Raw genomic sequence first — 22429 nt, 5'->3', positions numbered from 1 at the left:
TCGACATTTTTTCGCTGACGCTATACACTACTGATCTTAAGGTGAAAGCATGAATAAAGCAAACTTCAAAAAAAAGGTCTATCGAAAGTTAGAGACCTCTCCTTTATCGGAGTCCATTTCTCTAAACAAAATGGCATCTCATGGAGAGCCAAAAAAGATCATCCCCTCTTTGGCAACAAAAGGAGTACGGGAGAAGTTTAAAAAGACTTTTCTTCCCCTGCTAATCGAAATTTTTGAGCTCAGACAATCGATTGACAATTATAAAACAGAGCTTCAGACAAGTAACGTCTTCCCAGATGAAAATATTTCAAAATCCCCACAGGAAATATTGAAGTGGCTAGAACAACTCCAAACAGATATCGAAGAGTCTCAAAGATGGTGTGATGGTGTCATTCTACAAATTGCAAAGGGAATCGAAGAGGCTAAAGAGGCTCTTGACATCGTCAATGGTGAAAAGGAAGAAGGTCTTTTGAAACGATTGCTAAAAAGGATCACAAAATGAATACGGCAACGAAGCAATCCCCCATGATGGTGCAGTGGAATGCCTGCAAACAAAAAGCAAAAGATGCCCTCCTTCTATTTCGTTTAGGAGATTTTTATGAAGCTTTTTACGAGGATGCAAAGCTCCTCTCTGACGCCGCAGATGTTACTCTAACACAAAGGCAGGGAATTCCTATGAGTGGAGTTCCTGCTCAATCTGCTGAGGGATATATTGAAAAACTTGTCGAGAAGGGTTTTTTAGTCGCGATTGCCGAACAAGTTGAAGATGCAAAATCGGTGAAAGGTCTTGTAAAACGCGAGGTGGTTCGCGTTGTTTCTCCTGGAACTCTTTTGAGCTCTCTTCCAGAAAAAGATAACAACTTTTTCGGTTGCTTATGCTCCTTGAATCAAACCTTTGCCTTAGCCCTCCTCGATATTTCGACGGGAGAGCTCCGCGTGAGTGAAGCAAGTGAAATTCAAAAGCTTCAAGACGAGCTTACGAGGCGTGGACCTTCGGAAGTTCTTATTTCTGAGCGGGATCAACAAACCTTTGCACCCTTTCTCAAAGAATTTCCTCTAAGGATCACTAAGAAAGAAAATTGGCACTTTGATTCTCAAACCACATTTAACACCCTAATCCGCCATTTCAAACTGCACTCTCTTGATGGCTTTGGCCTGCAAGGAATGATCACAGCAACTACGGCAGCAGGAGCCCTTCTTTCTCATATTCAGAACGAGCTGAGCCTTTCAACCACACATATCAAATCGATTGTTCTAGATGAGCTCTCTTCCTATATGGCAATCGATCAGGCAACTCAGCGCAACCTCGAGCTCACAGCTCCCCTTCATAAGGGAGGGAAGAATTTCACCCTTTTAAAACTTCTAGACCATACCCATACTCCGATGGGAGCTCGCCTCTTTAAGTCATGGCTTACTCACCCTCTCCTCTCTGCGGAAAGAGTTCAGAAAAGGCAAGAAGGCGTTGAAGAACTTATGGAGCATCTTTCTCTAAAAGAAAAGCTCCGTCCTATCCGAGACCTTGAACGACTGATGATGCGCATCTCTACTGGAAGTGCCTCGCCCCGAGACCTAACAGGATTGAAAGTTTCTTTAGAGGTACTCCCCTCCTTAAATGAAATGATTAAGACCTTCCAGTCTCCTCTTTTTAAATCTCTTGTACTTCCTGATGTTTCTCCCATTGCTCAGCACATAAAAGCAGTTCTTGTCGATGATCCCCCTGCCAAATTAGGGGATGGAAAGGTGATTAACCCAGGAGTAAATACTGAACTAGATGAGCTTCGTTCTTTAAAAAGTAATAGCCAGGCGTGGATTGCTAACTATCAAACCGAGCTCAGAGACCTTACGGGGATAAAAACCCTTAAAGTCATCTTTAGTAAAGCCTTTGGATATTGCATTGAAGTGAGTCGAGGACAGGCGGATCGGATGCCCTTAACATTTCAGAGAAGACAAACCCTCGTCAATAATGAACGGTTCATTTCCCCAGAGCTTAAAAGTTATGAGGAAAAAGTCCTCACCGCTGAAGAGAAAATTTACGGGATAGAAAAGCATCTTTACCAAGAGCTTCGAGCTGAGGTCGCATCGCATATCGACACGATCTTTTCCCTTTCAAGATCTATTGCCACTCTCGATGTTCTTCTCTCTTTAGCAATTGTTGCCAAAACTCATCGCTACACAAAACCTGTGATTGACGAAGGAAGTAGGCTAGAAATCGAAGTAGGCAAACACCCTGTCATTGAGGCTTCTCTTCTCGATGATTCATTTATCCCAAACGATACCCACCTAAGCCAAAATAAATGTCTCTTTCTCATTACCGGCCCAAATATGGCAGGGAAATCCACCTATATTCGACAAGTGGCGCTGATTACAATCATGGCGCAAATGGGGTCCTACGTCCCTGCAAAAAGGGCACATATTGGAATTGTAGATAAGGTATTCAGTCGTATTGGAGCCAGTGATGACCTGTCGCGTGGACAATCCACATTTATGATTGAAATGACGGAAACGGCCAACATTCTTCACAATGCTACTTCCAGATCACTTGTGATTTTGGATGAAATTGGACGAGGAACCAGTACGTTTGATGGGATTTCAATTGCTTGGGCGGTTGCTGAGAACTTACTAAAAGTGGGATGTAAAACCCTTTTTGCCACCCATTATTGGGAGCTCACTGAGCTTGAGGAGCACCATGCTGGAGCAAGCAATGTGCATGTTGCAGTGCAAGAAGCTGCTGATAGAATTATATTCTTAAGAAAAATCGTTGCTGGAAGTACCGACAAGAGCTATGGGATTCATGTGGCTCGCCTTGCTGGACTTCCACAGCCAGTCTTGAAACGAGCCCATGAAGTCCTCCATAAACTTGAAGAAAAAGATCTTGATTCTCCCCCTAAGCCAGAAGAGCAACTCTCTTTTTTTTCGGCAACAGATCCCTCTCCAAAAGAATCTACACTTGAGAAGCTTGCAGAATCAGTTCAAAAACTCGATCTAAACACGACAACTCCTCTTGAAGCTCTCAAAAAAATTCAAGAATGGAAAAACCACCTCTCATGAACCCCGAAAAGCTCAAAAACATTCCCAATGAGCCAGGCGTCTATCTGATGAAAAATGAGGGCGGGGAAATCCTTTATATTGGGAAAGCAAAGCAGCTCTGCAAACGAGTCAAACAATATTTTATTCCAGGCAGAGATGGCAGGATGATGGTTCCGTTCCTTACCTCACAGGTAGTGAAAATTGATACTATCGTTACCTTCTCTGAAAAAGAGGCCCTCCTTCTAGAAAATAACCTCATCAAGAAACACCAACCAAAATATAATGTCCTTCTCAAAGATGATAAGACATTCATTAGTCTGACAGTGAATCACAGGCATCAGTGGCCTATGATTCGCATTGTGCGTCATCGAGGAAAACCTAAAGAAGGGGAGCTTTCATTTGGTCCCTATACAAGCGCTTTTGCGGCACGGCAAACCCTTGATTTAATGAATCGTGTCTTTAAGCTCCGCCAATGCTCTGATCGTGAACTTTCCTCTCGCCATCGGCCTTGCCTTCTATACTCTATTAAGCGCTGCATTGCTCCGTGTGCTGCAAAGTGCACCAAGAAAGAATACGACGAGGAAGTTAAGCGCTGTATAGACTTTCTTAAGGGAAATGACAAACAGGTCATTAAAGAACTCAAAGAAGAAATGCTCAAGGCTTCTGAGCGTTTAGAGTTTGAAAGAGCAGGAGCACTGAGGAAAACGATCGATCAGATTGAACATGTCACACATAGTAAGCAGGCCATTGTTCGCTCTAAGGGAAAGGATTGTGACATTTTTGCTCTTTACCACGAGGGGAAACACCACATCATTTCCAAGCTTGTATACCGAGAGGGACGGCTGATTGGCGCCGATCATTTTAAGTTTATTGAACTTGCCTCTACAGACGAAGAGATTTGGGAATCCTTCCTTCTTCAACATTATCAACAAGAAGAATTCCGTCCCCCAGAAATCCTCCTCTCAAGTTCCTTAAGAACTCAAAAGACACTAGAAGAACTTATTGACGTCTCCATCACGCACCCAAAAAAAGGAGAGAAAGCCCACCTCATTCAGTTGGCATTAAAAAATGCAAAGTCCCTTTTTACTGAAAAGCAATCCAAAGAAGAACTTCTTCTTGATTTACAAGAAACTTGTGGGCTTGCCCATTGTCCGGTCCGGATCCAGTGCTTCGATACTTCCAATATTTCCGGGACTGACCTGGTTGCCTGCATGGTGGGCTTTACCGATGGGAAAAGAGACAAGGAGAAAACACGTCTCTTTAAAATAAAGGGAATCGATAAACCAGACGATTACGGCGCAATGCGCGAGGTCCTTTTGCGCCACTATAGCAAAGCAAAGGAAAAAGATGACCTCCCCGATTTGACAATGGTCGACGGGGGAAAAGGGCAGCTAAATGTCGCTTTGGAGGTTTTTAAAGAGTTAGGAATTGCCAATGTTGATGTCATTTCTCTTGCCAAAGAAGACGGGAGGCACGACAAAGGACTCAATTTTGAAAAAATCTTCATTCCCCATAAAAAAGATCCTATCTTTCTTTCTCCTCGCTCTTCTACTCTTTTTATTCTGCAGCAAATCCGGGACGAAGCACATCGAGTTGCCATTACTTATCACCGAAAACGACGAAGCAAACGTCTTATCCAAACCGAGCTAGATGGAATTCCAGGGATTGGCCCAAAGAAGCGTACCCTTCTTTTAAAACACTTTGGAAGTGTGAAACAGATCAAAGAAGCTTCAAAAGATCAACTTGAAGAACTTCCAGGACTTTCAAAGCAAGATGTTGAAGTTCTTCTCAATTTTCAACAAACGTCACGGTAAAGGGCTTTTGATACCCCAAATGCCGAGCCAAAATAAAGCCCAACTCCTCTTCGACCTCTTGGAAAAATTCTTGCTCTTGAGGGAAGGGAAGGGATGTCATGATTTCAATCGTTGATTTCCCACGAATTGCAACGTCAGAAACAGACTCAAAGTCAGGAAACCTCTCTTGAAAGTAGGTTTTCGCACAACTTCGAATTACCCCCTCTTCAATATCGACAGAAGCCCCCTCCATTTCTAGGCTCAGATATTGCCTGCGGTTTAAGAGATAAGCCACTACAAAAAGAATGACTCCAATTCCTAGAATAACTCCCCCAATAAGGGCGCATATGCCGCGTGGATCTTCCAGGAAGTTGATCAGTTGCATCCGAAAATAGTCCGCATGGGGGAGAGCTAAGAAAAGAACCCCCACCCCAAGAACCAAAAAGACAACAAAGAAGTGGACAGCTGAAAAGAGAATATTACCGGTTCTCATCAGAATTCTTCCGAATTAAACTCTTCTTCTTCCTTTTCAATCTCTTCTTCAATGATCTGTTCGAGTGGCACATCGGAAATCAGAGCCTTAAATACAACATGAACGCACGAAACATGGAGCCCTGTTAATTTGCAAACTTCTCCAGTAATCTTCGACTGCAACTCTTCTGCTTTTTCGGGGATAGAGATCCCATGGGCTACATTTACTTCAACCTTAATGCTAACGGAGTGATTTTTAGAATCCTGCTCCACATGAATCCCCTTGATCCGTTCATTCCCTTCCCTTCCAAGCAAATTATCCAAAAGGTTCCCTTCCAAAAGAGAAACACCCTCGATGTCTGCTAAACACTTGATGACTATTGCTTGAAAAACACGCGTCTCAATATCTCTTACAAAGACCGTATCAGCAAACTTTAGCTCTTTTGTATCGAGCTCCTTAAATTGGTCATACATTCTTTCACCTCTGTTTCCTATCAGTCTACAAGATCATCAATAAATAGTGCCACGACTATTCACCTGAGTATTTAAAGTAAACTTATCGACTCTACTCACCCTTTGACCTTGCTCTTTTTCATCTGCAAACATCTTGTTAAACAATGCCGCCACCACAAAGAAACCTGATAACAGCCCTGCACCAGCAACAACTGTAGGACTGAAACAGCTTTCTGGGTCATCAACGCTCCGACGCCTAGCACCCTGAAGCGATGCATTTGATCTTGCATGCACCTGCGATCCTAGTGGAATTACATGATGATCTCTTCTAAGGGCGATAGATTTTCTTTCCTTAACTCTCCGCTCTCCACCAAAAACTTCATCACGAATTTCTCGCATTTTCCCAAGGTCCAATCTACAATATCCGCTTTCCATTCCAGATGTTTCAAAAACTTCAACAAGCCGACTAGTCAAGGTGCCTAGCAATTCATCTCTGGGAGCATACAGATCTGGGAGCTCCTCAACAACGGTTTTTTCTGCAAATTCAATCAGCGCATGCCTTCTAAATTCACTATCCGATTCAATGCTGAGAATAGGTCGCGCTTGAAAATCATACGGAATATATTCCTCCACTCCCCTGTTCTTAAAAAATTCATCTGCAATTTGCCGGCAAATAGTTTGGATATGATAACGGTCCTCACTTTCTGTATCGATGACTTCCCAGCCGTCTTCAACAGATTTCCCTACATTAACTTTAACTCCATTCAGAAGGTTTGTATAATGAATTGCATCGTGGTGAACGATATCACGAGATTCAACTTTAGTCGCTAGCATTTTTAACCCCTTTCTTTTACGGTCTATTGCAAACTGTGGGAGCATTAAACACCACATAAGAAATATTTTCAACTCTTTTATTCCTTGTTCGTGGTAAAGTAGGAGAAAACTTTGAGGCTTTGATATGTACATACTACTCTACATCATCTCTTGGCTCACCTTAGGGTGGTTCTCATCCAGAATGGCCAGATGGCGTGGAAGAAACCCCGCAATTTGGTTTTTTCTTGGAGTGGTTCTCGGAATAATCGCATTGATTGTCCTTTATTTTCTCCCTCAGAAAGAAACTCTGGCAACTGCAATGGCAGCTCCAATGCAAAAAGCAGCCATCTCCATTTCGCCAAATGAGGAGACTTCCGAAAAACCTCCAGAAAAGCTTTGGTATTATCTAGATTCAGAAAAAGCTCAATTTGGCCCAATGAGTTTCTCTGCTCTTCAGGAGGCATGGGACGATGATAAAATCACTGCATCGACCTATATTTGGAATGAAGATATGGAAAACTGGGTGCGTCTTGAAAGTCTTATTGACCTCCATGCACGCATAAGAAGAGCCCCTTAAAAAGGGGCTCTAATATTTAGAACTCAGGGTAATGGTCAGAGACTCTCTACCAAGAAGACTTTGTAACTCCCGGAATCAGACCAGCAAGGGCCATCTCACGGAAACACAAACGAGATAAGTTAAATTTACGAAGGTATCCACGGCAGCGGCCTGTAAGGCGGCAGCGATTACGGAGACGAATTTTTGATGAGTTTGGGGAAAGCTTATTGAGCTTATCTTGAGCATCCATTCGTTCTTCATCACTCACTTCGAGGTTTCGAACGATTTTTTTGAGTTCTTGCCGTTGCTCCCATTTCATTTGAACGAGTCGCTCACGCTTCTTCTCTTTTTCGATCATTGCTTTTCTAGCCATAGTCTTCCTATTTTTTCCTAGCTGGTCCTTTTTGTCGTTGCTTACGGTTGGGGTTCCGTTTGTTAATCACATAGAGTCGCCCCCGCCGTCTAACAATCTTATCCCCTTTACCGGGATCTGCTTTTACAGATGCACGCACTTTCATAAGTAAATCCTAAATTTCAGATAGTAGCAGCCAGTATAACGAATTCTCTATTTCTTGACAACGTCATTACAGAAATAAAAAAAAATGTTGTGGGTTGAACCTATTTCACACTTTATGTAGAATGGTCCCTTGTTGGAAAATAAAGAGTTTATAGACAATGAAACGGACCTATCAACCTAGTAAGCGACGACGCAAAAAAACCCACGGGTTTCGCTCTCGCATGAAGACTGTAGCCGGACGAAGGCTCATTAACAAAAAACGACGAAAAGGGCGGAAGCGCCTCTCTGCGTGAAACTAAACTTTTCAAAACTGCAACGTCTCCTTGCTAAACGTGAATTCCGTGAGGTGTATCAACGAGGTAGGAAATTTGTGGGCCACCGGCTAACATTCTTTTATCTCTTAGAGGACATACACTCTCCCCGATTAGGAATCACGATTACAAAAAAATGGGGAAAGGCCCATGACCGCAACCGTTTTAAGAGAGTTGTTCGAGAAGGGTTTCGCAGGTCCTATCCAGAGCTCAACACTGGGCTCACGCTGAATGTCCACCCCCGTGAGGGGTACAAAGACCTTAGCGCGGAGGAAGTTACGATGGAACTAAAACGATTGAGCAACTCCTGTGTCCAAACTAAATCCAAACCAGCAAAAAGCAGTCACCGCCACTGAGGGCCATGTCCTCATCCTTGCAGGAGCAGGGAGTGGAAAAACGCGCGTTCTCGTTCACCGTATTGCTCACCTCATCCGAGATAAAAAAGTCTCTCCTGAGTCAATTCTAGGCCTTACTTTTACCAATAAAGCAGCGGAAGAAATGCGAGAGCGCGTTGCAAAGCTTGTCTCGATTGAAGAGGCTCAGCAAGTTTCCCTTTCCACCTTTCACAGCTTTTGCATGAAAATACTTCGAAAGGAGATTCACCGGCTTGGGTTTACCCAAAAATTCTCCTTATATGATGAAAAAGACATGCGCCGCCTCATTATGCAAGTTGCTGAAGAACTTTTTGATGGAGAAGAGCTTTCGTTAGAGCCCATTATCACAGCAATTTCCTACATAAAAGGGAAAGGACTTGCAGCCGAAGACTTTCCAAAAACAAGTGACCCAAAGCAAGATGCTTTCATTAAAGAAGTCTATGAATCCCTCCGAGTCGCAATGAGAGCCTACAATGCACTCGACTTCGACAGTCTTCTCACTCTTACCGTTGAACTTTTTGAGAGCTTCCCCGAGATTCTTGAAAAATATCAAGACCGTTTCCGCTACATTATGATCGATGAATATCAGGATACTAACCCGATTCAGTACCGCCTTGCCTCTCTTCTCTCTAAGAAATACCACAATCTCTGCGTTGTTGGAGACGACGACCAATCAATCTACGCCTGGCGGGGAGCTGAAATTGAGCATATTCTTAGTTTTCCTGCAGAAACCACCATTAAACTCGAGCAAAACTACCGCTCAACCTCCCGGATTCTACAGGCCGCTAATGCGGTGATTAAAAACAATGTTCATAGACACGACAAGGTCTTGCAAACCAATGCCAAGGAAGGGGAAACCCTTGAAATCTTTAATGCCCCTTCTGAGCAAGAAGAAGTAGAATCAGTAATCCAACGTATCCTTCAGTTCAGAGAGGAAAAGAATTACCGCTGGAAGGATATTGCTATCCTCTACCGCTCGAATAATTTAGCCCGCTCCTTTGAACTCGCTCTTATGCAAACTGTATGGAGAAATGAAGGGCAGTGGGTCCGAGGAATCCCCTATCAAGTCTTTGGAGGAATGGGTTTTTTTGAACGAGGTGAGGTGAAAGATTTGATGGCTTATCTGCGCATCATTTCAAACCCTAAAGATCAAGAAGCTCTCCTCCGTATTGTTAATTACCCAAGACGAGGCATCTCCGATAAAACTCTCGACACCATTACCCAATTCAACCGTCGTAAACACCTTCCTCTTCTCGCTGTTATGAAAAAAATTACCCAAGGTGAGTACCCAGAACTTGCTCTAACCTCTAGAGGATCACAAGGAATTGCTAATTTCGTCATTCTATACCAAGAAATGACAGAAAAGTTTCAGTCCCTTTCTCTTTCTCAAGGACTCAAATGGCTTCTTGAAAAGATCGACTACAAAACAGCTCTGATGAAGGAATTTAAAACCGACACAGTTCAGGAGGCAAAGTGGGAAAATATTCAAGCTTTTATCTCCGCGATGCAAACCTATGAAAAAGGAGAGGGAGCCTCTCTTCATGATTTCCTAGCCTCTTCACTGCTCAATAACCACAAAGACAGAAAAAAAGACCTTTTTGGAAGCGACACACTCAGCCTTATGACCTTTCATAGTGCTAAAGGACTTGAATTCCCCGCTGTTTTTCTAGTAGGACTTGAGGATCACCTGATCCCCCATCTTAAATCTCAGACAAAAGAAGGAATTGAAGAAGAGCGCCGCCTTCTCTACGTTGCGATTACCCGTGCGATGGAGGCTTTATGCCTCAGCATGTCACGCAAAAGGACGACACACGGAAAAATTGTTAGTTGCAATCCCTCCCGCTTTCTTTTTGAAATCCCTAAGGAGATTCTGAAAGTAACATCCTGGAAATAATTTTAGCGATGTTTGACTTCTCTTCACCTGGAGCAAAGCGGTGGGAAACCTGAGCGTGTTCAAGGGCTTCTTCCTTATCCTCTATAAACTCAGAAATAACAAGATGCATTTTCCAGCAGTGGTCAGCACTTTTTTCTCCAAACTCATCAATAAATTGCTTAAGAGGCTTAATGCTATTCTTCTCTTGAAAATCAAGAAGCGCTAGCCGAGAAGCAATCTCTTTACTTTCAATAGCATTCAGTGCTGCGCGCAGTGCATTCCCTTCCTCTGTTCCCCGAAGAGTAATGTACTTTTCAAGCATAAGCTCAGGAACTACATCCCCTCCTATGTTTAGGATTGTGCGAACCAAGCTTTTAGCTCCCATGGATCGAGCCTCTTCATAGCAATATTTGAGTTCTCCAACCTTTTTACTCTGCTTTGCCTCTTCAAGTTTTTTTTCAAGCAAATAATAGCGACGCCCTACTTCTTTCAAATGCTTTCCAAAATCCCCTACCCCCTTGATGGGATATCCCATCCGAGAGATTTCCTCCTCTTTAGAGTTCAGAAGAACAATCGTAGGGAAATTCTCAACTCCATACTTTTCTTTTAAAACGCGATTTTGGATCAAAATCGCTTCACTTTGCGTGTTTATTTCAGGAAAGTCTACTTGAACAAAAATAAGTTCTGATGGGAGCTTTTCAAACACTTCTTCTATTAAAGTCTTTGAATGCTCCGACCAATCGGAGCCAGTAAAAACAAGCGCAAGTGGAAGATCATACCCTTGTGCAATGTCTCTCCCTTTTGAATAATCCTTCGTCACCTGCGGAGAGGCAAAAAGCACCCCCGAAAGGAATAGAAAAATGATTGATAGTTTCATACCCTTGCTCCAAAAGTTAAAGCACTATAAAATACACGTATAAAAAATGAAGCCATTTCTTTCGACAACTATTCTACGTCACCGTAGAGAAAATTTAAAAAAGTGCAGTCTTCGCGGACTAGAGCAGCGAGAAGACATGCTCTTTTTGACCTATCCAAAGGACCCTATTCCCTTTATTGAAAAGGGAATTCTCCTCAGTTTAGATGCTCCCCCTCTAACAAACAAGGATCGCTCTCCCCTTTTCTTGATCGATGGAACGTGGAAATATGCGGCTGTCATGCAGCGGCAAATCCCTCAAAAAGAAAAATGGGTTCATCGGAGTTTGCCTTCCCATTTTCGAACCGCCTATCCTCGTAAACAAACAGACTGCGTGGATCCTGACCGAGGCCTTGCCTCAGTGGAAGCTCTTTTTATCGCCTACCACATTCTTGGATACGATACATCTGGACTTCTTGATCATTACTACTGGAAAGATAATTTCCTCAAAATTAACACCTTTTATCAAAGGGTTAATTAGAAAATAAAACCACCTCTATTTTGAGCTTATACCATTTTTTATTGTTAAAAAATTGATAGTAATACACTATGAGGCTGTTTAGAACCAAAGAGATTCAGAAGTTTCAGGGTGTAAAACTTTTGAGTTCGAAAAAACAGGTGCTTTTTGATAGGTTTTGTAGTTTGTAAGTGTTTAGAAATGGAAAATTCCGTCCATTTGGACACACCTCTCCCTAGGAGAGACACAAATTTGGGGGATCTAGAACCGCGAGCCTCTTCAGATTGTAACAAATAGCTTGCATAAAACTTGAAAATTGATTTTTCGCGATTCCTCGGTACCGCACTCGTTTCTCTATTTGCGAAAAGACCCGCTCATGAGGGGCCCTCACGGAACTGTACCACCGATCCTGATCTTTATTTTTGCCCTTCATGTTATTCTTTTTGATAGCGCCTAGATGTACCCCCTTTGCCTTAGCTATTCTGGGCGCGGGATTTATACAATAGCCCTTGTCCATATAGCTAGCCCCCTGAGAGGGACAGACGTGTTTGAAACCTGAGGCATCTGTGATATTAGCCGGAGTAATCGCAACCTTATTGATAAGACCTGTCTGCATGTCTACACTGGTATGCTGCTTATAACCATACCAGTATTTATTCTTCCCTTTACAACCAATCTTTGCTTGAACGTCTGCAGAAAATTGTGAGATGTTTTCGTTGTTCAGTTTCTCGTATTTTTCTGCAATCGCCTTATCTCTTTCCTCCCATAAATTCGCTTTAGCAATTAAATGGGTTGCATCTACAAAGGTAAAAACTTCACTCATAAGTCCTTGATCTTTTAGCTGATCTCTTAGATCAGCAAAGATCAAGGACAAGATATTGGTCCCTATTTTTTTTCTAAGCTGACAAAAGACTGTGTGATCTGGGGTATTGTCTCTCAGATTAAACCCACAAAACCATCGAGCTGCAGTGTTTTCTTGGATAAAGCGTTCTAATTCTCTATCGCTGCAGTTCTCCATAAACTGCAGCAATAAACACTTGAATATCCGCAGCAAGCCATGCCTTGGAATATCTTCCTCCCTATTCTCCTGATCTAAACCCTATTGAACACAAGTGGGCACAGGCAAAGTCTAAGCGAAGAAAATATCAATGTGGAATAGACAAACTTTTCAAGGAGTACTGCCTATAACTAATTTAAGTCACTTTAGCTATAGAAGAGAAAACCACATGCCTTTTAAACAAGTTTTCAAACCATTACCCAATTAACTCACAATACCTTTTGTGTAGTACCACTTCCCATTGACTTTTTGAAAAGAGCTAATTTCATGCAATAGTCGCTCCTCTCCTTGATGGCGAAAATGCGCAATGAACTGAACAGTCCCTGCGTTTCCCTCTTCCTCACTGAATAGAACATCTAGCTTAATCCCCTCGACCCCAGTGCCCCCTTTTCGATCAAACCGCTTAAGAGCTTCACCTTGCATCGTCTTTTCAATATAGTCGAGATTATTTTGGGTGTAGGCCGTATAACGAGAGCGCATCAAAGACTCAGGGGTTGGAGGACTCACCTCCCACTTAATATAGGGTCCACAACATTTAGAATAATCCTTGCCAGACCCGCAGGGGCACGTCATAGAATAAATTCCTGAGTCAATTCAATTGCTAGCTCAAATACAACAAATAGAGAGAGGACAATTAAAACAGGTTTCCCTCCTGGGAGTTGTTGATTAAGCTTGGAATAGTCTTTGCGATACCTTCCAACCCAAACCATTAGCACCGGGATCAAACCTAACAAAAGGGCACACCCGATTCCCCCCGCATACCCCAAGGCCTTCAGAAAAATGCCTGGGCTAACCGAAACAATAATGATTGGAGGAATATAAATGATCGCACACAAGAGGACCTTCTTAAATCCCACTTTTGCTAATCGAAGACCATCCGATAAAAAATCCAAAAGCCCCAATGTTACTCCCAAAAAGGAGGTCGTAAGAGCAAAGGCGCTAAAGAACTGCCCGGTCAAGTAAATGGGAGAGTTGGGGAAAATTTTCTTTAAGGGCTCAACAGCTGTCTGCCCCATTGTCTGAGCCTGCAAAAGGCCATTTGGACCTGAAGCAGGAACAATTCCCAAAATCAAATACTCCCATAAAATATACCCCAAGAAGGGCAAGGAAGTCCCAACTAAAATGGCAAACCGGACCGTCTTGGGGTGGCGATCAAGATAGGTTGTCAGACTAGGGACAATCCCCTGGTAGCTAAAAGAAGTAAACATTACAGGAAGAGCTAGAAATGATGGAATCCAATGGGCACGCGAAAGATTTTCAATCTTCACTTCTCCAAAGCCAAGAATCACAAAAACAAGAAATGCCAACCCTAGTCCAATCATCAATAAAAAATTGATTCGATCCACGACTGCCGTCCCCAAATAGATGCAAAATCCAAAGACTGCGGAAAAGATGATTAATCCCGCAACGTAGGGGATCTTGCCCCCAAAAAGAGCAACCACAAATCCCCCTCCACCATCCACATAGGCAATGGTTAAGCAGTAGAATAGGAAAATATATAGGATCCAAGCGGCGATTTTACCGACAGGACCTAGAAGGTGGTGAGCCATTGAAATAATATTGGCGTCATTTGGCATCCATAAGCACACCTCTAGAAGAAGAAGCCCCGTACACGCACTAAATATCCAACAAATAATAAAAATAACTGTTGCGGGAAGAAACCCTCCCACTCCCGTAACAACCGGAAGAGCCAACATGCCTGCACCAATGGCCGTTCCTCCAACAAGAAGAGCACCGCCAATAGCCTTTCTAAGCAAAAAATCCATAACTCCTCTATTAAATCGCCTCCATAATATGGTAAGGGTTCTTTTGAGCGCAATAACTCTCTTCATTTAAAAAAAACCATCATGTATCATGGGAATCTAACTCTAAGGAATGTTTTGCAACCAAAAAGATACTCGAAAGATCAACACGGCATCGACGTCCGACATATCGATCCTAAAGCTTTATATATTCTAGAAAAATTACGCGCATCTGATTACACTGCCTATCTAGTAGGTGGAAGCGTCCGAGACCTACTCCTTGGAAAAAAGCCCAAGGATTTTGACATTTCTACATCAGCAAAGCCTGAAGAAATTAAACGTTTATTCCCTAGCTCAATTCTGATCGGGAAACGGTTCCGCCTCGCTCATGTCCGGTTTGGAAAAAAGGTGATTGAAGTCTCCACCTTTCGTTCTGGAGACATCGAAAATGAACAGCTCATTACAGAAGACAATATTTGGGGATCTCCCGAAGAAGATGTCTTAAGGCGAGACTTTACGATCAACGGTCTTTTTTATGACAGCAACACTGAAGGAATCATTGATTTTGTTGGAGGATACCCCGATATTGAAAAAAAGCTTCTTCGCGCGATCGGCCAACCTTTTCTCCGTTTCAAACAAGACCCTGTCCGAATGATCCGCTGTTTAAAATTTCAAGCTCGATTTGGACTAGAAGTAGAGGAAGAAACCCGCCTTGCTCTTATCGACTGCAAAGGAGAAATTCTCAAGAGCGCACAAGCCCGAGTACTCGAAGAAATGCTGCGCATGTTGGAGTCTGGATCTTCAAAAAACTTCTTCCGCTTGATGACCGACCATGGTTTGATGCAACAACTCCTTCCCTCGATTGCTGAATACTTAGAAACGCAAGAGGGAAATGAAATATACTCCTATCTAGATGAAGCCGACGGCACGCTTAAAGAACCTCATAATCCCAACCTTGAACGCCCTGTTCTCCTTGCTTGCCTTGCCTTCCCACTTCTCGAAAAACATTTAAAGATACACTTTACCAATCGAGACAAAACGCCCCACCTTGGAGATATTTACAAAGAAGCCAATATTGTGATCGATGAAGTTTTTCACACCTTTTTCAAAATTCCCCGCCGGTTGAAAATTCGAACGCTTAGTATTTTGATTTCACAGTTCCGAATCACTCCCTTCCAAAAGAAAAAAACCATGAGAATTCGCATTCCTCGCGCTCCTGAATTTCATCTGGCCCTTCAGTTTTTTGACCTTCGATGTCGTCTAGAGCCGGGACTTCAAGAACTTCACGGGCAGTGGAAAGAAGCCTATGAAAAGATTGCAGACACCCTTCCAGCCCCACGAAAGCAAGGAAGGCGTCCTCGACGCAACCCCCGGCCAAGAAAATGAGTCTAAAAAAGGCTGATGAACAAACACTTTTTGTTGGCCCCCCACTAGACGATGGTCCATTGCCAGCTCTCTTTTATTTTGCTCTTTCCGCAGAAGATAGCTTGGGACAAGATCCCTATAATCAACCTGTTCAGTTCCTACAAGGATTGCCCTTGCGGATTTTTTCGATAACACTTCCCGCTCATGAAAACAACTTCCCCCCTGAAAAAGCAATGAATGTTTGGGCCAAAAAAGTTAAAGAAGGCGAGGATCTCATCTCGCCCTTTATTGCAAGTGTCAAAAGAACTGTAGAAAAGCTAAAATCCCACCTTACACGTTGCGCCGTCGCAGGCCTTTCAAGAGGAGCTTTCATCGCTTGCCATGTAGCTGCTCTTTGCCCAGAATTTACCCATATTTTGGGATATGCCCCTTTAACCCAGCTTGACTACGCACCTGATCTCAACCTCGAAACTCTTTCTTCTAAGCTATTCAACCGCAAAATCCGTTTTTACATTGGGAACCACGATATACGGGTAGGAACAGAGCACGCTTTTTCCTTTATTCATGCTCTTGCAAATGAAGCTAACAGCAACAGAATACGCAATGCGCCTATTGAAATGATTATCGGACCATCGATCGGTTATCAAGGGCATGGAACCAGTCCTGGAGTTTTCCAAGCAGGTGTTGATTGGCTAAAAAAGGAGCTATCAATATGAGCGATGATCTCTTTATCTTTGCCGGAGAAGTTAGCGGCGACCTGCACGGAGAAAAACTTTTGAAAGAGCTCTATGCTGTCTACCCTGACCTTAAAATTAGAGGAGTAGGTGGCCCAAAAATGCGCGCGGTCGGGATGGAGTGCATCATGCCTATGGAGGAATTCCAAGTCATGGGGTTTACCGATATTCTTTCCTCCCTTCCAAAGCTTATCAAACAATTCAAAATAATTAAGAAAGATATTCTCACCCACCCTCCTAAAGGAGTGGTAACAATCGACTATCCAGGTTTTAACCTCAGACTAGCAAATGCTCTCCGTCAGAAAAACTCACCCGCAAAGCGCATCCATTACATTTGTCCAACCGTTTGGGCTTGGGGAAAGAGTCGGATTCCAAAAATGGAAACCTCCCTCGATCGCCTTTTAACCATCCTACCTTTTGAACCCGATCTTTTTTCCAAACATCAAGTCGATGCTACGTATGTTGGGCACCCTCTTATTGCACGTATAAATGGGCACCAGTATGATCCGAGTTGGAATCAAGCCTATGGAGTTGAAAATGAACAACAAATTCTCTCCATATATCCTGGAAGTCGAAAGAAAGAACTCCTTCGCAATTTACCCCTGCAGATCAAAGTGGCAAAGCAAATTCAAAAGGGTCACCCCGACCTGCTGATTGCCATCTCTTGCTCTGATGAAAAATTCCTTCCTCTTCTAGAAAAAGAAGCAGGAGACCTCATAATTATTCGACAAAAACACTCTTATGAACTTATGCGGGCTTCTCATCTTGCTATTGCAACCTCTGGAACAGTCACTCTAGAATTGGCTCTCCACCAGATTCCTACAGTTGTGACCTTTGCAATCAATCCCCTAGATGTTTTTTTAGCACAGCATATTTTCCGTATTAATCTTCCCCACTATGCTCTTCCCAACATTCTCTATCATGGAGAACTTTTCCCCGAACTTTTTGGACCAAATCTCACAGAAGACGCCCTCTACAAAAAAGGAAATGACTTTATGCTAAGCGAGTACAAGCGCTTAGAATGTATTGAAGGCTGCAAAAGATTGAAAAACCAACTTGGAAAACAAGACGCGAGCAAAGAAGCTGCCCGCGCAATCCTTGAATTTATCTGATTAAAACCCTTTCCAACCGCGGTATTCAATATCTTTCGATAACCGGTGAGTAATTACTTCAAGGGCTCCCCAACGATATCCATTATAACTCATAGTTTGAGAAAGCTGAATTACAAAACACCCCCAAAACCATATAGCTGCTCCAAAGCCAACCTTTTTGATTGCACGATCCGAAAATCCTTTCTTAATCTCTTGAGCACCTTTGTAGAGAAACTTCCCACCCCAGTAAAGACCTGCTCCAGGAGCAGAGAGGAGTGCTCCAAAGCCAAAGGAAACTCGCCCCGAATCGGCCTTTATCTTTTTTGCGCACTGATAAATCCCGAATGCTACAGCAAGCCGAATAGCAGTGATTGCCATAATTTGCATACGGTGACCCTTGTCCCTATCAGCACCTCTTATTGGTGCAATAAAAGTCTCTGGCAAGACAAAAGGTAATAACTGGTTTTTTATAACCATTCTTTGTTCTCCTATTATGCAGGTTGCATTATAAGAAAGCAGGATACTAAAAAAAATATTTTTGTCAATATTTTTTCTGGTTTAAACACCCCTAACCGATTCTTGATCTTTATCGCTCATTGTAGTAAAATCCTCTCGTTATGCAAAACCCATTGAAAATATATGTTGATCGTCTGTCTCTCGAACGAACAGAAAAAATTGAAGAAACCCTTACCCCTGAGCTCGTCGACGTCAATGAGAAAGACCTCAAATTTCAAAGTCCTGTTAGGCTTAAGGGAAAAGCATATATTGCTGAAGACCACTTAGTTATACAACTAGATATTGAAACAGAAGCGCTAATCCCCTGCGCTATTTGCAATAATGGGATAAAGAAAAAAATCACAGTCAAGGGCTTCTATCACACGGAAGAACTTGAAAAAATTCGAGGTCATGTTTACGATTACACCGATCCTCTGCGAGAAGCTATTTTACTAGAAGTCCCTTCTTATGTAGAATGTTTAGAAAATTGTCCCAAACGGATAGACTTAAAAAATTACTTACAAAAAGGGAATGACCAATTCCCCTTTGCAGATTTAAACTAGGAGAAAACCCGTGGCCGTCCCACGTAACCGACACTCAAATGCACGCAAAAATAGTAAACGTGCGCACCACGCAAAAAAAGAGAAACATGTTGCAAGTTGCTCAAACTGCGGAAAAATGCACCTCCCCCACCGAATGTGCTCATTCTGTGGATACTATGGAGGACGCTCCGTCCTTTCGGAAGCGCAAGAGTAAAGTCCCCCATCTGGGGATTGACCTCCTGGGAGGAGATTTCGTATCTCCTGATCATGTGCTTGAAACTCTTCACGCCCTCTATTCAGAGGTCGCCGCTCCCTTTTGTCTAACAGTTTTTTCTACCCCGGAAATAGCAACCCACATCGAAGCCTTCAAAAAAGCGCACGATCTCAAGGAGAAAGAACTCAAAATATTCCAAACCGAAGAAATCATCCATATGGATGATGACCCACTTTACGCCGTTCGAAAAAAGAAACAATCCTCTATGTGCCTTGGAATGAAACTCCTAAGGGATCGACAAATTGATGCCCTTGTTTCTACTGGAAATACAGGAGCATTAATAGCCAGCGCAAAACTTTTCCTGCCAATGCTACAAGGAATTTCTCGAACAGCTCTGATCACACTTCTCCCGACAAAAAAAGAACCAATTGCGGTAATCGACGTAGGCGCAAACATCCAATGCAGCCCTGAGCACCTTGTTCACTTTGCTCAGATGGGAATCGCTTATCAGAAAGCACGCGGGATTAAAAAACCAGCTGTCGGCCTTCTCAATATTGGGGTAGAAGAAAAAAAAGGGCGGGCAGAACTCCGAGAGACTTATAAACTTCTCCAAGCGTTTAACGATGAGGAGACTGTCTTTGCTGGGAATATTGAAGGGAAGGAAGTCTTTTCAGGAAATATCCATGTGCTTGTCACCGACGGTTTTACAGGAAATATTTTCTTAAAAACTGCAGAAGGCCTTTCCTCATTCATTCTTGATACGATGAAAAAAAATCAGAATCTCATCCCCTTCTCAAAACCTCTCCTACAACACCTAGAAGCCGAACTCTACTCAGCAGAGTATCCCGGAGCAATTCTTTGCGGTATTGACGGGGTTATCATTAAATGTCATGGAGATGCAAATCCTGAAGCCCTTAAGTGTGGTGTCCAAGGAGCTATCAATCTTCTTCAGGGAAAATTTCTCGACAAAATCAAACTTGAATTAAACCCCTAGAGAGCTCTAAGAATTTACTAGAAAAACATCGGCCATTGATATATGATCATGATTTACGAACACATCCATACTGGTGAAACTGATGAAAGAAATTCTTCTAAATGTGACGTCAAAGGAAAAGAGATGTGCGATATTAAAGTTTGGAAAACTCCAAGACCTAACTGTTGAACGCAAGTCAAACAGACAACTTACCGGAAACATCTACCGGGGTGAAGTCATCAACATCTTGCACAACATTCAATCGGCATTTATTGCGATTAATGAGGGCGAAAATGGATTTATCCATATCAGTGATATCGTAGAGAATACCCAAAAATTCCAAGAAATGTTCGATATGGAGTTTGACTGGGATTGCGACGTTAGCTCTATAAAAACACGCGAGCTCAAAGATGCTGATATCTCCAAGTTTATGGAGATTGGACACCCTGTTCTTGTCCAGGTCGTAAAGGAACCGATAGGCTCCAAGGGAGCGCGTCTTACCTCAAACATCACAATTCCTGGGCGCTACCTTGTCCTCCTTCCAAACACCCCTCACCGTGGAGTGTCCCGGAAGATTGTTGACCGCTCGGAGAGAGACAGACTCAAAAAAATTATCAAAGCCTTTGAAATGCCTCAAAAAATGGGGCTAATTTGCCGTACTGCAAGTGCTAGCGCTTCAACAGAAGAGCTCATTGCAGAAGCCACAGAACTGTTAAATGCCTGGGAGAAGATCCAGGCAGACTTTAAGAAAAGTGAAGGACCCGTCTGCCTTTATAGAGAGTCCGATCTAGTCAAAAAATCTGTGCTGAAGGCAATCAATAAAAAATACACCCGAATGCTTGTTGACGACTACAAGACCTACCAGTATTGCCGTCAGATCTACAGTCGATATAAGGGAGACCACGTCTTAAAGCTTGAGTGTTATCGCGATAAAATTCCGATGTTTGATCGCTTCGCCGTTGAAAATGAAATTGAACGGTGCCTTCGAAGAAAAATCTGGCTTCAAAGTGGTGGATACCTCTTTTTTGACAAAACAGAAGCGATGTACACGATTGATGTTAACTCGGGGCGAGGAAGTGCCTCAAAAGAAAATATCAACGTCGAAGAAACTCTTGTTCGGATTAATATGGAGGCAGCTGATGAAATTGCGCGTCAACTTCGAATCCGAAATATTGGGGGCCTTGTCATCTGCGACTTCATTGACATGCGTTATCGACGTAACCAAAGGCGCGTTTTAGACGCCCTTAAAGAAGCTATGAAAGAGGACTCTGCAAAATGTACCATTCTAGGAATGAGTGATTTTGGTCTCGTTGAAATGACTCGGCAACGTACACGTGAATCACTTATTCAGACCCTCTTTACTCATTGCCCCTATTGTAGTGGAAAAGGAATCATCAAAAACTTTGAAAGTATCTCAATCGAAATTGAACGTGCAATCCAAAAATTGATGTCTGTCCATAATGAGAGCAAAGTTGAATTAATCACCCACCCTCAATTAAATGATTACCTTGGGAAGGGAGATAAGTCTCTTTTAGAGAAACTTGCTAAAAAATTGAAAGGAGAAATCTCTTTTAAAAGTAATGATGAGTTGCACTTAAACGGATTTGAATTTTACTCGATGGCTGATGGACAAAAAATCGAATGGTAACATCCAAGCTCTTATAGCTAAAATTGATGAATTGTCAGACTTAAAAGAGATTCCTGAAAAGTATATTCAGATCTTGAAAGACTTTATCAAAAGCTATCAGGAAGTGATCCGAGATCATGGGGAGGATCCTGAGTCCTACATAGGAGTTTTTCACTCCTTCATTGGATTCATGAAAGAACAGGTACGCAACCCTTTTCAATTCGAGCCTTACCATGAAAAAATGCGATTTCCTGTAGACTACTACAAGTTTGGGCTCGATTTTCTTAGACCTTTAGTTGACCTTTCCAACTCGACAATATCAGGAGTAAAGAACCTCGACCATATAGAGTCCCTTCTTGAAAAGGAGGAGAATATCATCCTTTTTGCCAACCATCAAATTGAAGCAGACCCTCATGCTATTAGCATTCTACTCGAAAAAACTCATCCCAAGTTTGGTGAGGAACTTATTTTTGTTGCTGGCACAAGAGTCACCACCGACCCTTTTGCCATTCCTTTCAGTATGGGAAGAAATCTTCTCTGCATTCACTCGAAAAAATACATCGATAATCCTCCTGAAGAGCAACACGAAAAACAAATGCACAATAAAAGAACCATGGAGCGTATGCTAGAGCTTTTAAGCGCTGGTGGGCACGCTATCTATGTTGCTCCAAGTGGGGGGCGAGACCGCATCAACGCAGAAGGGGTTGTTGAAGTTGCTCCATTTGATCCGCAAAGCCTTGGGATGTTTTATCTGATGGCTCAAAAAGCTCAAAAGCCGACGCATTTTTTCCCTCTTTCTCTCTCAACCTATCACCTCCTTCCCCCTCCGGACATAACCGAAACCGAGCTTGGAGAATCGCGAGTGACTCGGGGCGGTGCAATCCATCTTCACTTCGGCGAAGAAATTGATATGGAACACTTTCCAGGAGCTGAAAAAGCTAAAGACAAAAAAGACTTAAGACGCATTCGTGCAGAATATCTCTGGGAATGTGTGAACCGTGAATATGAAAAATTCCCCAAATAGGGAGGCG

At 42.8% G+C, this 22429-nt stretch carries 27 protein-coding genes and 1 pseudogene; 17 read left to right on the top strand and 11 right to left on the bottom strand.

What is annotated here, in order from left to right; translation table 11 throughout:
* The first annotated feature begins 49 nt into the window (after positions 1–49).
* The 3 genes from R2I63_RS07450 to uvrC are packed head-to-tail and all read left to right on the top strand — an operon-like array spanning position 50 to position 4841.
* Positions 50–502: a hypothetical protein gene (locus R2I63_RS07450; protein WP_316356331.1), complete on the top strand. Its 453-nt coding sequence runs from the start codon at positions 50–52 to the stop codon at positions 500–502.
* Positions 499–3048 (top strand): DNA mismatch repair protein MutS, encoded by a 2550-nt coding sequence (mutS, locus tag R2I63_RS07445; protein ID WP_316356327.1) that lies wholly within the window; start codon positions 499–501, stop codon positions 3046–3048. The genes R2I63_RS07450 and mutS overlap by 4 nt, the downstream gene beginning before the upstream one ends.
* Positions 3027–4841 carry an excinuclease ABC subunit UvrC gene (gene uvrC, locus R2I63_RS07440; protein WP_316356325.1) on the top strand — a complete coding sequence of 605 codons (1815 nt, stop codon included), beginning with the start codon at positions 3027–3029 and terminating at the stop codon, positions 4839–4841. Before mutS ends, uvrC begins: the two co-directional genes overlap by 22 nt.
* Here the strand turns inward: uvrC and R2I63_RS07435 are convergent.
* Genes R2I63_RS07435 through R2I63_RS07425 form a run of 3 tightly spaced genes read right to left on the bottom strand, consistent with a single transcriptional unit; the run spans position 4816 to position 6578 of the window.
* Positions 4816–5313, bottom strand: a complete 498-nt coding sequence (locus R2I63_RS07435; protein ID WP_316356323.1) for a hypothetical protein — start codon at positions 5311–5313, stop codon at positions 4816–4818. The genes uvrC and R2I63_RS07435 overlap by 26 nt on opposite strands.
* Positions 5313–5765 carry an Asp23/Gls24 family envelope stress response protein gene (locus tag R2I63_RS07430; protein WP_316356321.1) on the bottom strand — a complete coding sequence of 151 codons (453 nt, stop codon included), beginning with the start codon at positions 5763–5765 and terminating at the stop codon, positions 5313–5315. Before R2I63_RS07430 ends, R2I63_RS07435 begins: the two co-directional genes overlap by 1 nt.
* A 36-nt stretch (positions 5766–5801) precedes the next feature.
* The gene (locus tag R2I63_RS07425; RefSeq protein WP_316356319.1) at positions 5802–6578 is read right to left on the bottom strand and encodes a hypothetical protein; all 777 of its coding nucleotides are present in this window, start codon (positions 6576–6578) and stop codon (positions 5802–5804) included.
* 181 nt (positions 6579–6759) lie between these two features.
* On the opposite strand from R2I63_RS07425, the gene R2I63_RS07420 reads away from it, so the two are divergent.
* On the top strand, positions 6760–7134 hold the full coding sequence (locus tag R2I63_RS07420) for a DUF4339 domain-containing protein (protein WP_316356317.1): 375 nt from the start codon (positions 6760–6762) through the stop codon (positions 7132–7134).
* 46 nt (positions 7135–7180) lie between these two features.
* On the opposite strand, the gene rpsN is transcribed toward R2I63_RS07420, so the two are convergent.
* Together rpsN and rpmJ are read right to left on the bottom strand one after the other, a co-directional pair.
* Entirely contained in the window at positions 7181–7486 is a 306-nt protein-coding gene (gene rpsN / locus R2I63_RS07415) for a 30S ribosomal protein S14 (RefSeq protein ID WP_316356316.1), read from the bottom strand.
* A gap of 7 nt (positions 7487–7493) precedes the next feature.
* Complete coding sequence (gene rpmJ, locus R2I63_RS07410; protein WP_316356315.1) at positions 7494–7631, bottom strand: 50S ribosomal protein L36; 138 nt, start codon at positions 7629–7631, stop codon at positions 7494–7496.
* Positions 7632–7788: 157 nt separating this feature from the next.
* On the opposite strand from rpmJ, the gene rpmH reads away from it, so the two are divergent.
* From rpmH to R2I63_RS07395, 3 genes are read left to right on the top strand one after another with little or no spacing between them, the layout of a single operon-like run.
* Positions 7789–7923 (top strand): 50S ribosomal protein L34, encoded by a 135-nt coding sequence (gene rpmH, locus R2I63_RS07405; RefSeq protein ID WP_316356314.1) that lies wholly within the window; start codon positions 7789–7791, stop codon positions 7921–7923.
* The gene (gene rnpA, locus R2I63_RS07400) at positions 7920–8297 is read left to right on the top strand and encodes a ribonuclease P protein component (protein WP_316356312.1); all 378 of its coding nucleotides are present in this window, start codon (positions 7920–7922) and stop codon (positions 8295–8297) included. Before rpmH ends, rnpA begins: the two co-directional genes overlap by 4 nt.
* Complete coding sequence (locus tag R2I63_RS07395; RefSeq protein ID WP_316356309.1) at positions 8251–10209, top strand: ATP-dependent helicase; 1959 nt, start codon at positions 8251–8253, stop codon at positions 10207–10209. The genes rnpA and R2I63_RS07395 overlap by 47 nt, the downstream gene beginning before the upstream one ends.
* On the opposite strand, the gene R2I63_RS07390 is transcribed toward R2I63_RS07395, so the two are convergent.
* Complete coding sequence (locus R2I63_RS07390) at positions 10175–11065, bottom strand: hypothetical protein (RefSeq protein WP_316356308.1); 891 nt, start codon at positions 11063–11065, stop codon at positions 10175–10177. The two genes, R2I63_RS07395 and R2I63_RS07390, sit on opposite strands and share 35 nt — an antisense overlap.
* A 46-nt stretch (positions 11066–11111) precedes the next feature.
* Here R2I63_RS07390 and R2I63_RS07385 point away from each other — a divergent pair, with 46 nt between their 5' ends.
* Positions 11112–11582: a hypothetical protein gene (locus tag R2I63_RS07385; protein WP_316356306.1), complete on the top strand. Its 471-nt coding sequence runs from the start codon at positions 11112–11114 to the stop codon at positions 11580–11582.
* A 211-nt stretch (positions 11583–11793) separates the two neighbouring features.
* Here the strand turns inward: R2I63_RS07385 and R2I63_RS07380 are convergent, their stop codons facing one another.
* Entirely contained in the window at positions 11794–12612 is an 819-nt protein-coding gene (locus R2I63_RS07380) for a transposase (RefSeq protein WP_316356303.1), read from the bottom strand.
* Positions 12613–12620: 8 nt separating this feature from the next.
* Between R2I63_RS07380 and R2I63_RS07375 the strand changes: the two genes are divergently transcribed.
* Positions 12621–12746 carry a transposase gene (locus tag R2I63_RS07375; RefSeq protein WP_445083637.1) on the top strand — a complete coding sequence of 42 codons (126 nt, stop codon included), beginning with the start codon at positions 12621–12623 and terminating at the stop codon, positions 12744–12746.
* A gap of 73 nt (positions 12747–12819) precedes the next feature.
* Here the strand turns inward: R2I63_RS07375 and R2I63_RS07370 are convergent, their stop codons facing one another.
* From R2I63_RS07370 to R2I63_RS07365, 3 genes and pseudogenes are all read right to left on the bottom strand, one after another.
* Positions 12820–13122: a YchJ family protein gene (locus R2I63_RS07370; protein ID WP_316356301.1), complete on the bottom strand. Its 303-nt coding sequence runs from the start codon at positions 13120–13122 to the stop codon at positions 12820–12822.
* Positions 13123–13137: 15 nt separating this feature from the next.
* Positions 13138–13188 (bottom strand): annotated as a pseudogene (locus R2I63_RS10690) (SEC-C metal-binding domain-containing protein); the annotation flags it as partial.
* Positions 13185–14447, bottom strand: a complete 1263-nt coding sequence (locus R2I63_RS07365; protein ID WP_316356298.1) for an amino acid permease — start codon at positions 14445–14447, stop codon at positions 13185–13187. The pseudogene R2I63_RS10690 and the gene R2I63_RS07365, both read right to left, overlap by 4 nt.
* Before the next feature lie 48 nt (positions 14448–14495).
* Between R2I63_RS07365 and pcnB the strand changes: the two genes are divergently transcribed.
* Genes pcnB through lpxB form a run of 3 tightly spaced genes read left to right on the top strand, consistent with a single transcriptional unit; the run spans position 14496 to position 17568 of the window.
* The gene (gene pcnB, locus R2I63_RS07360; RefSeq protein WP_316356297.1) at positions 14496–15743 is read left to right on the top strand and encodes a polynucleotide adenylyltransferase PcnB; all 1248 of its coding nucleotides are present in this window, start codon (positions 14496–14498) and stop codon (positions 15741–15743) included.
* Positions 15740–16438 carry a hypothetical protein gene (locus R2I63_RS07355; RefSeq protein ID WP_316356294.1) on the top strand — a complete coding sequence of 233 codons (699 nt, stop codon included), beginning with the start codon at positions 15740–15742 and terminating at the stop codon, positions 16436–16438. Before pcnB ends, R2I63_RS07355 begins: the two co-directional genes overlap by 4 nt.
* Positions 16435–17568 carry a lipid-A-disaccharide synthase gene (gene lpxB, locus R2I63_RS07350; RefSeq protein ID WP_316356292.1) on the top strand — a complete coding sequence of 378 codons (1134 nt, stop codon included), beginning with the start codon at positions 16435–16437 and terminating at the stop codon, positions 17566–17568. Before R2I63_RS07355 ends, lpxB begins: the two co-directional genes overlap by 4 nt.
* Here the strand turns inward: lpxB and R2I63_RS07345 are convergent, their stop codons facing one another.
* Complete coding sequence (locus R2I63_RS07345) at positions 17569–17934, bottom strand: hypothetical protein (RefSeq protein ID WP_316356290.1); 366 nt, start codon at positions 17932–17934, stop codon at positions 17569–17571. It abuts the gene before it with no gap.
* Positions 17935–18164: 230 nt separating this feature from the next.
* On the opposite strand from R2I63_RS07345, the gene R2I63_RS07340 reads away from it, so the two are divergent.
* From R2I63_RS07340 to R2I63_RS07320, 5 genes are all read left to right on the top strand, one after another.
* Positions 18165–18605 (top strand): YceD family protein, encoded by a 441-nt coding sequence (locus tag R2I63_RS07340; protein ID WP_316356288.1) that lies wholly within the window; start codon positions 18165–18167, stop codon positions 18603–18605.
* Between the two features lie 10 nt (positions 18606–18615).
* Positions 18616–18798: a 50S ribosomal protein L32 gene (gene rpmF / locus R2I63_RS07335; protein WP_316356286.1), complete on the top strand. Its 183-nt coding sequence runs from the start codon at positions 18616–18618 to the stop codon at positions 18796–18798.
* Complete coding sequence (plsX, locus tag R2I63_RS07330) at positions 18761–19792, top strand: phosphate acyltransferase PlsX (protein WP_316356285.1); 1032 nt, start codon at positions 18761–18763, stop codon at positions 19790–19792. Before rpmF ends, plsX begins: the two co-directional genes overlap by 38 nt.
* Positions 19793–19871: 79 nt before the next feature.
* Positions 19872–21419 carry an Rne/Rng family ribonuclease gene (locus tag R2I63_RS07325; RefSeq protein WP_445083687.1) on the top strand — a complete coding sequence of 516 codons (1548 nt, stop codon included), beginning with the start codon at positions 19872–19874 and terminating at the stop codon, positions 21417–21419.
* Between the two features lie 31 nt (positions 21420–21450).
* Positions 21451–22422 (top strand): 1-acyl-sn-glycerol-3-phosphate acyltransferase, encoded by a 972-nt coding sequence (locus tag R2I63_RS07320; protein WP_316356281.1) that lies wholly within the window; start codon positions 21451–21453, stop codon positions 22420–22422.
* Positions 22423–22429 lie beyond the last annotated feature (7 nt).

It is taken from the genome of Candidatus Neptunochlamydia sp. REUL1, from assembly GCF_963457595.1.
In the GTDB taxonomy this organism is placed as follows: domain Bacteria; phylum Chlamydiota; class Chlamydiia; order Chlamydiales; family Simkaniaceae; genus Neptunichlamydia.
The sequence above is the reverse complement of the archived record's forward strand: the minus strand, read 5'-3'. Positions and strand labels throughout refer to the sequence as shown.

Excerpts from the sequence above, each read along its gene's own strand:
- R2I63_RS07450 (WP_316356331.1), top strand. The coding sequence starts at position 50 with ATGAATAAAGCAAACTTCAAAAAAAAGGTCTATCGAAAGTTAGAGACC.
- mutS (WP_316356327.1), top strand. The coding sequence starts at position 499 with ATGAATACGGCAACGAAGCAATCCCCCATGATGGTGCAGTGGAATGCC.
- uvrC (WP_316356325.1), top strand. The coding sequence starts at position 3,027 with ATGGAAAAACCACCTCTCATGAACCCCGAAAAGCTCAAAAACATTCCC.
- R2I63_RS07435 (WP_316356323.1), bottom strand. The coding sequence starts at position 5,313 with ATGAGAACCGGTAATATTCTCTTTTCAGCTGTCCACTTCTTTGTTGTC.
- R2I63_RS07430 (WP_316356321.1), bottom strand. The coding sequence starts at position 5,765 with ATGTATGACCAATTTAAGGAGCTCGATACAAAAGAGCTAAAGTTTGCT.
- R2I63_RS07425 (WP_316356319.1), bottom strand. The coding sequence starts at position 6,578 with ATGCTAGCGACTAAAGTTGAATCTCGTGATATCGTTCACCACGATGCA.
- R2I63_RS07420 (WP_316356317.1), top strand. The coding sequence starts at position 6,760 with ATGGCCAGATGGCGTGGAAGAAACCCCGCAATTTGGTTTTTTCTTGGA.
- rpsN (WP_316356316.1), bottom strand. The coding sequence starts at position 7,486 with ATGGCTAGAAAAGCAATGATCGAAAAAGAGAAGAAGCGTGAGCGACTC.
- rpmJ (WP_316356315.1), bottom strand. The coding sequence starts at position 7,631 with ATGAAAGTGCGTGCATCTGTAAAAGCAGATCCCGGTAAAGGGGATAAG.
- rpmH (WP_316356314.1), top strand. The coding sequence starts at position 7,789 with ATGAAACGGACCTATCAACCTAGTAAGCGACGACGCAAAAAAACCCAC.
- R2I63_RS07390 (WP_316356308.1), bottom strand. The coding sequence starts at position 11,065 with ATGAAACTATCAATCATTTTTCTATTCCTTTCGGGGGTGCTTTTTGCC.
- R2I63_RS07385 (WP_316356306.1), top strand. The coding sequence starts at position 11,112 with ATGAAGCCATTTCTTTCGACAACTATTCTACGTCACCGTAGAGAAAAT.
- R2I63_RS07365 (WP_316356298.1), bottom strand. The coding sequence starts at position 14,447 with ATGAAGAGAGTTATTGCGCTCAAAAGAACCCTTACCATATTATGGAGG.
- R2I63_RS07355 (WP_316356294.1), top strand. The coding sequence starts at position 15,740 with ATGAGTCTAAAAAAGGCTGATGAACAAACACTTTTTGTTGGCCCCCCA.
- lpxB (WP_316356292.1), top strand. The coding sequence starts at position 16,435 with ATGAGCGATGATCTCTTTATCTTTGCCGGAGAAGTTAGCGGCGACCTG.
- R2I63_RS07345 (WP_316356290.1), bottom strand. The coding sequence starts at position 17,934 with ATGCAAATTATGGCAATCACTGCTATTCGGCTTGCTGTAGCATTCGGG.
- R2I63_RS07340 (WP_316356288.1), top strand. The coding sequence starts at position 18,165 with ATGCAAAACCCATTGAAAATATATGTTGATCGTCTGTCTCTCGAACGA.
- plsX (WP_316356285.1), top strand. The coding sequence starts at position 18,761 with ATGGAGGACGCTCCGTCCTTTCGGAAGCGCAAGAGTAAAGTCCCCCAT.